At 56.7% G+C, this 6,981-nt stretch carries 6 protein-coding genes; 1 reads left to right on the top strand and 5 read right to left on the bottom strand.

Annotated elements, in window-relative coordinates; all coding sequences use genetic code 11:
* The 5 genes from B5D32_RS14080 to B5D32_RS14100 form a co-directional block, all read right to left on the bottom strand.
* Window positions 1-777: response regulator (locus tag B5D32_RS14080; protein WP_143402793.1), on the bottom strand; the 777-nt coding region annotated here is incomplete at its 3' end.
* Window positions 771-2,630, bottom strand: a complete 1,860-nt coding sequence (locus tag B5D32_RS14085; RefSeq protein WP_078785599.1) for a sensor histidine kinase — start codon at window positions 2,628-2,630, stop codon at window positions 771-773. The genes B5D32_RS14080 and B5D32_RS14085, both read right to left, overlap by 7 nt.
* A gap of 238 nt (window positions 2,631-2,868) precedes the next feature.
* Complete coding sequence (locus B5D32_RS14090; RefSeq protein WP_078785600.1) at window positions 2,869-3,735, bottom strand: carbohydrate ABC transporter permease; 867 nt, start codon at window positions 3,733-3,735, stop codon at window positions 2,869-2,871.
* The gene (locus tag B5D32_RS14095) at window positions 3,735-4,622 is read right to left on the bottom strand and encodes a carbohydrate ABC transporter permease (protein WP_078785601.1); all 888 of its coding nucleotides are present in this window, start codon (window positions 4,620-4,622) and stop codon (window positions 3,735-3,737) included. The genes B5D32_RS14090 and B5D32_RS14095 overlap by 1 nt, the downstream gene beginning before the upstream one ends.
* Window positions 4,623-4,725: 103 nt before the next feature.
* Window positions 4,726-6,093: an ABC transporter substrate-binding protein gene (locus B5D32_RS14100; protein ID WP_078785602.1), complete on the bottom strand. Its 1,368-nt coding sequence runs from the start codon at window positions 6,091-6,093 to the stop codon at window positions 4,726-4,728.
* Between the two features lie 343 nt (window positions 6,094-6,436).
* Between B5D32_RS14100 and B5D32_RS14105 the strand changes: the two genes are divergently transcribed.
* A partial coding sequence (locus B5D32_RS14105; RefSeq protein WP_143402794.1) for an apiosidase-like domain-containing protein occupies window positions 6,437-6,981 on the top strand: 545 nt, incomplete at its 3' end.

A 6,981-nucleotide genomic window follows, 5' to 3' on the forward strand; every position in this document is an offset into this window, starting at 1 on the left:
CCAGCGGCAGGCATCGCGGCAGGGGGCGGTAAAGGTTGGCACGGCGCTCATCTCTGCGGTGGCGGGGCTGCACACAAAGCCGACCTTGCACTTGGTGCGCTGCTCCAGCAGGGTCTGCGCCTCATGCAGCCAGCCGGTTGCCTGCGCCTGCGTCATGTTGACCAGCAGCAGATAGCACTGCCCTTTTTTCTGGAATGCTGTCCCCTGCCCGGTCTGGCGGCAGAGGGTGTCCAGCTGGCCGAAGATTGAAAACTCGATCAGCTGGCGTTCCATGGCGTTTCTGGCAGTCAGCCCCAGCGGCTGAACGGCCGCCAAAATATAGCTGGCCGGCTCCATCTCGGCCACCCGGCTGAACGCATCGGAGTAACTGCCCGTGTCGGAGGCCGGGGCCGGGGCGCTGTGCTCCGGCTGCACCGGCAGGCATTTTTCCACGGCGCGCAGCAGGTCATCCTTTTTGACAGGCTTTAACAGATAGTCCACCGCGCCGTAGCTGAGGGCATCGTGCGCGTAGGAAAAATCCTGAAAGCCGCTGATAAAGATGACCTTGGTGCGGCTTTGGGCGGTGTGCAGCGCCTTTAAAATTTCAATGCCGGTCTTGCCGGGCATCGAGATGTCCAGCAGGGCCAAATCCGGGCTTTGGGCAAAGATCTCCCGCAGGGCATCGGCGCCGTTTTCGCAGGTGGCGCAGATCTCAATGCCAAGCTGCGCCCAGTCGATCAGCATCTGTAAGCCCCGGATGATGACCGGCTCATCGTCGGCAATGAGCATTTTCAGCATAGAGGTTCCTCCTGTGCAAGGTTTTGCAGATCGGCGGGGATGGTGGCCTTGACGACCGTTCCCACGCCGGGGGTGCTGTACAGCGTAATGCCGTAGTCGCTGCCGTAGAGGTAGCGCAGCCGATCATGGACATTTTTCAGTCCGATGCTCGCCCACTCATAATTTTCTTTATGGCCGGGCTGGTCACTGTCCAGCAGGGTGTACAGCTTATTCAGTGCATCCTCGTCCATGCCGACGCCGTTATCCATGACCGTCAGGGTGACGGTATTGTCAAGCCGCTCGGCCATAAGCTGGATATGCCCCGGGCCGTCCATCGGCTTAATGCCGTGGATAAAGGAATTTTCCACGATGGGCTGCAGAATCAGCTTGGGAATCAGGATATTTTCCAGATGCGCGCAATCGTAGGAGAAGGTGACCTTGTTGCTGAACCGGCAGTTGAGCAGATAGATGTATTTTGTCAAAATATCCACCTCACGCCCCAGCGGCACAAGGTCGTTGACGGTGCCGATGACATAGCGTATCTGGTCGCTCAGCGCTTCAATCATATCGGCCACCATCGGGTCGTTGCGCCCGACAGCGGTCATGCGGATGACCTCCAGCGTGTTGTACAAAAAGTGGGGGTAGATCTGGCTTTTCAGCGCGTTCAACTCCGCCTCGGTCTGCTTGATTTTGGACAGATACACCTGTTTTGTATAGGTGTCCAGCTCAGCGCTCATCTGGTTGAAGCGCTCGGTCAGATCGCTCAGCTCATCGTTGCCGGTCACAGGGATGCGCCCGGTAAAATCACCGGACTCGACCTCGCCCATGTGCTGCATAATAGTGCGGATGGGCTGGGTCAGCTTGCGGGAGAAGAACATCGAGCCGATGACAAGTGCGGCCACGGCCAGCGCGACCACCAGCCACACAGCCCGCTGCATGGCGCGGATCTGCGTTTCGATGGGGGTACGGCTCTGGCTGCACCAAACGGTCAGCCCGTATTCAGGGATCGGCTCGGACAAAAGCATCGTGCCGGCCGGTGCCTCCGCCGTCACATCCAGCGTTTCGCCCACAAGCGCCGTGTCGGAGGAAAAATAGCAATGCCCTGCCTCGTCCGTGACATAGACGGTGCCTCCGTCGGTCAGGTTCAGCGTGGCAAACAGCCTGTCGAACACATCGGTGCGCAGATCAAGAAAAAGCGTACCCATGTATTTTTCATGTCCGACTGCGCCTGTAATGTCGTAATAATTGCGCCCCACGGTAAAGACATACGGCGTGCGTGAGCCGCGAAAGCCGATGTAATCCAGCGCGTGGGTGGGCACAAGCCCCATATTGCGGCTTTCGGTGTCCCAATGTTCAAAATCAACCGCCTGCAGATACGCCTCACTGTCAAACAGGGAGTTATTGTAGTTTCCCAGCTGGTAGCTGACCACCTTGGCCGCACCCGCCGGGGCATAGATAAAGTGGGAGGCCTCAATATCGGCGTCCGTCATATTCATATAGTGCAGAAACAGCCCCATTTCGTGACGGATGCTGTCAGCGGCATTGTCCGCATCGGCAAAAGCCTCACCGGACAAGATCTTGCGCAGGTTGTCGTAATTGTCGTAGTCGTAAGAAAAATCCCCCTGAGAGGAATAGTTGTAGTAATAGCAGAATTTCGACAGGTCTGTATAGGTATCCAACCGGACGCGGATAGAATAGGCCGAGTAGGCGATCGCATCCTGATAGGCGTCCTCCAGACTGGCGCGGTACTCGGTCAGCATACGGCTTTGCAGCACGGTGACCAGCAGCACGATGGGTACAATGCCCAGCAGCAGGATAACGGCTGTGAACTTGGCAAACAAACTGACGCGGTGCGGACGGCGCGGCGTATCCATAACAAAACCTCACGATGCAGCAAAATTGGGTGCGGGCGCAGTGCCCACACCCAATTTTAGCATATTACGGCCCGTTTTTAAAGGCTTCCCCCTGTGGGGGAAGCTGTCCGCGAAGCGGACTGATGAGGGGCGGCCTTGCCAAGCCATCCGTTCACAGACTGTACCGGCAGGCTTAGCCCTCATCCGCCCTCGTGCGGGGCCTCGGGCACCTTCCCCCGTGGGGGAAGGCTTTTAGCTTTTAGCCCTTTGCGGCGCCGGACATGATGCCCTTAACAAAATATTTCTGCAGGCTGACATAGATGATCAGCGCAGGCACAAGGGAGATCAGCGTACCGGCAAAAACGATATCCCAGCGGGCTGTATACTGACCGACAAAGGAGTAAACGGCAACCGTAATCGTCTTGGCCTGGTTGGAGGGAAGTGCCAGATACGGCATCAGGAAGTCGTTCCAGATGCTCAGACCGTTCAGCACGACCAGCGAGGCGGTGCAGGGTCCCAGCAGGGGGAACACCACGCGCCAGAACGCCTTGAACTCGGTGCAGCCGTCGATCTTGGCGGCCTCCTCAATGTCGATGGGAACGCCCTTCAAAAAGCTCGTGTACAGCAGCGTGCCGAAGGCGACAGAGCCGGCAATGTAGCAGATGATGGGGCCCCACAGCGTGCCGTAGATATGAAAGACCTTCATCTCCTTGAACAGCGGGAACATATACAGGTGGAAGGGGATCATCATACCGGCGGTAAAGTAGGCGTAGACAAACTTGGTGGCCTTGCTGTGGTGGCGCTCGATGGCGTAGGCGGACAGCGGCACGACCAAAATAATCAGCACTTCACTGACAACGGTCAAAAATACCGTGTGCCAGATGGCGGTGAAGAAGTCGGTCTTGGCAAACAGGTCCTTGAAGTTCTGCAGGTACAGCTCGGTGGGGAAGGCGAGGGGCGCTTTCAGGATCTCGCCGTTGCTCTTAAAGGCGGAGATGACGGCGAAATAGACCGGGTAGACGAACAGGACAGCCAGAATGACCGTGACGATAAAGCAGACGATGGGGGCAATTTTGATTTTTTTCTTAGGCGCGGTGTTTGTTGCCTGTACAGTTTGTGTTGCCATTACAGCTGCACCTCCCGTTTGCGAAGAATTGCGGACTGGATGTTGTTCAGGATCAGAATGATGAACAGCAGCACCACGCCGACCGCTGTGCCGTAGCCCTGGCGGCCCTCGCCAAAGCCGGACTTATACAGCAGGTAGACGATGGTCTCTGTCGCAAAGCCGGGGCCGCCGTCCGTCATAACGGCGATCTGGTCAAAGACCTTCAGACCATTGATCAGCGACAGCGTGAAGCAGATGGTGAAGGAGCCGGAGATCAGCGGCAGCGTGATGAAGCGGAACCGCTGCAAAGCAGATGCACCGTCGATGGTGGCGGCCTCCTGCACATCCTGCGGCACGCCCTGCAGGGCTGCCAGATAGATGATCATGTAGTAGCCGGCGCCCTTCCAGATCATGACCACGGCCACCGCCCAGATGGCAATATCGGCGTTGCCGAGCCAGTCCTGTTTGAGTGTGCCGAGGCCGATCATATCCAGCACCTTGTTGACGGGGCCGAAGTTGTAGCTGTACATGATCTTCCAGATAAAGCCGGAAACGATGCCCGAAAGAATGACCGGCAGGTAGAAGATGGCGCGGAACAGATTTTTGCCCTTGATGACATTATCGACCAGCAGTGCCAGACCCAGCGCAAGAGCATTCTCACAGATTGAGATCACAACGGTGAGCAGCGCGGTGTTTTTCAGCGCATTGCCGAAGCGGGCGCTGGTAAAAATCTCTTTGTAGTTGTCAAAGCCGATGAATTTGATGTTGGGGTTGATGCCGTCCCACGAGGTAAAGCTGTAATAAAAGCTGGATACCGTAGGCACGATCAAGAACACCGTAAACAGGATGAACGCAGGCGCAATGAACAAAAACGCCGTTGTATCGAATTTTCTTTTCTTCTGCAGCATGGCGCTGTCCCTCCGTTTCAAAGGGTGGTTGCGGATTTTGGGCGCAGAAAGGGCGCACCGCCCATTGGCAAGTGCGCCCCGGTATCATTGCGCCTGTTGCCCCTTATTCTACACCGAGACCGGTGGTGGGGTTAAAGCTCTGGAGTGCGACATTCCAGGTCTTCTGCAGCTCGGAGGAGGCAGAAGCAACATCGCGGGAGCCCTGAGCGACTTCAATGCAGGTCTTGTAGGTGAAGTTACGGAAGTCCGGGGGCAGCTCGCGGTTGCCGACTTCCTGGTTCCACATCAGGTGGGTGTAATCAGCAGCGGACAGGGCATCCAGAACAGACTTGAACTGCTCGCTGGTGTTCATCTTCGGGGTCTCCACGGTGGTGGGGATGGCAGCCATGGCCTCGCAGTAAGCGCCGTAGACATCGCTGCTGAAGAAATACTTGCAGAAGGCATCGAACGCGGCCTGCTTGTCGGGGTCCTTGGCAGCCTCAGCGCTCAGAGCCCAGCCGCCGGCCGTGCCGCCGCCCAGCAGGTTGACCTTACCGTCGCGGTCAGGCACGGCAAACCAGCCGTACTCAAAGTCGGGGGCAGCATCGTTGATCTGGCTGAACATATGCGTGCCGGAGAACATCATCGCGGACATATCGTTGACGAAGAAGGTGGTGATCTGTGCATCGGGGGTGGAGGCCCAGCCGTCCTGTGCGAAGCTCAGCACCTCGGCCAGATCGGTGACGGCCTTCTGGTAGTTGGCGTCAGAGAAATCCTTCTCGCCCTTGTAGCACTCCTCGATAAAGTCGGGATCGCTCTCCAGCACATCGTTGGCGTAGCACAGGTCATACAGGAAGCCGATGTGCCAGACATCGCTGCCGCCGACAACCAGCGGAGACATATCGCCCTTGTCCTTGATGGTCTGGCAGAGGGTGATGAACTCGTCCCAGGTCTTGGGGATCTCGAGGCCGTTGTCGGCAAAGTACTTCTTGTTGTACATAATGCCCATCGTGTTGGCGCCGGAGAAGGGGGCGGTGTAGGTCACGCCGTCAAAATCAACAGTGGAGGTGAACAGCGCCTTGACATCATCGCTCAGCGGGGCGATTTTGCCGGCGCGGACATACATGGCGGTGTCGCGCATCTCCATCATATCAGGGAACTCACCGACGCTGTCCTTGGTTTTCAGGAATTCGCTGTAGGAGCCGCCGTCGCCCGGCTCGATCGTGATGGTGATGTCGGGGTTCGCGGCGTTGAAATCATCCACGATCTTGTTCATCTGGGTCTTAAAGGTATCATCACCGTCGGCAAAGACAAAGCTCAGCGCAGTGGGGGCGGAGACGACGCTTTCTGCAGCAGCCTCGGTGGAAGCGGCGGCAGAGGTGCTCTCGGCAGGGGCGGTGCTCTCAGCAGCAGAGGATGCGGAGGAGCCGCAGCCGGCCAGCATAACAGCGGTCATACCGGCGGCCATGGCAGCAGACAATGCTTTTTTCATGGTGTTTTCTCCTTTTCGTCTTTTGGTCTTTTTCCATCGGGGCGTTGCCCCTTTCGTTGTCTATATTGTACAGGATGGCAAGCGGTAAAAACAGGCGGTTTTTTTAGAGCAAAGTGGGTGTTTTTAACTTGTTCTGCTAAAATTCCCCCACGCCAAAAGCCAGTATAGTGCATTTTGCACAATCGCGCAAGGCCAGTTTGCAGCACATTGCCATCTGTGGGGCTTTTTTGTGTACCATAAAGCCGAACGACCTTTAAATTGCCCACATTCCGCTTAAATTTCCGCCTTATTTATAGAGGTGTAAACCGGTAAGATAGAATCAGAAAAGGAGGGAAAACAATGTATGGCAAAAATCACACCGGATGACCGCGTACTGAAACGGGGCAGCCTTCCCTTCTTCTGGCTGGGGGATACCTGCTGGAGTGCCTTTACCAATATGACCGATGCCGAATGGCAGGATTATATTATAAAGCGTACGGCACAGGGCTTCAATGTTGTGCAGGTCAACGCCCTGCCCCAGTGGGACCGCTGCGGCAGCACGCTGGGACTGTATCCGTTTCCCACACAGGACGGCTTGCATTTTACCTATGACGGCACCTTGAACGAAGCCTATTTTGCCCGTGCCGGGCGTATGGCGGCCCTTGCCGCGCACTACGGCATCACCCTGGCAGTCGCGGTGCAGTGGTGCAATTATGTTCCCGGTACATGGGCTGCCGCAAAGCACCCGGAGAATATACTGCCCGCAGCCATGGTGGAACCGGTCGTAAAAAAGATTTGCGAGACCTTTTCTGCCTATGACCCGGTGTTTTTGATCAGCGGAGATGCAGATTTTGAAACCGAGCAGGCGCTGCAGCGGTATCTGTGGGTTACACGGCTGGTGCAGAAATT

The sequence above is a fragment of the Gemmiger formicilis genome (assembly GCF_900167555.1).
Classification (GTDB): Bacteria; Bacillota; Clostridia; order Oscillospirales; family Ruminococcaceae; genus Gemmiger; species Gemmiger formicilis.

Coding starts and splice junctions, on each gene's coding strand:
- B5D32_RS14085 (WP_078785599.1), bottom strand. CDS start 2,630: ATGGATACGCCGCGCCGTCCGCACCGCGTCAGTTTGTTTGCCAAGTTC.
- B5D32_RS14090 (WP_078785600.1), bottom strand. CDS start 3,735: ATGGCAACACAAACTGTACAGGCAACAAACACCGCGCCTAAGAAAAAA.
- B5D32_RS14095 (WP_078785601.1), bottom strand. CDS start 4,622: ATGCTGCAGAAGAAAAGAAAATTCGATACAACGGCGTTTTTGTTCATT.
- B5D32_RS14100 (WP_078785602.1), bottom strand. CDS start 6,093: ATGAAAAAAGCATTGTCTGCTGCCATGGCCGCCGGTATGACCGCTGTT.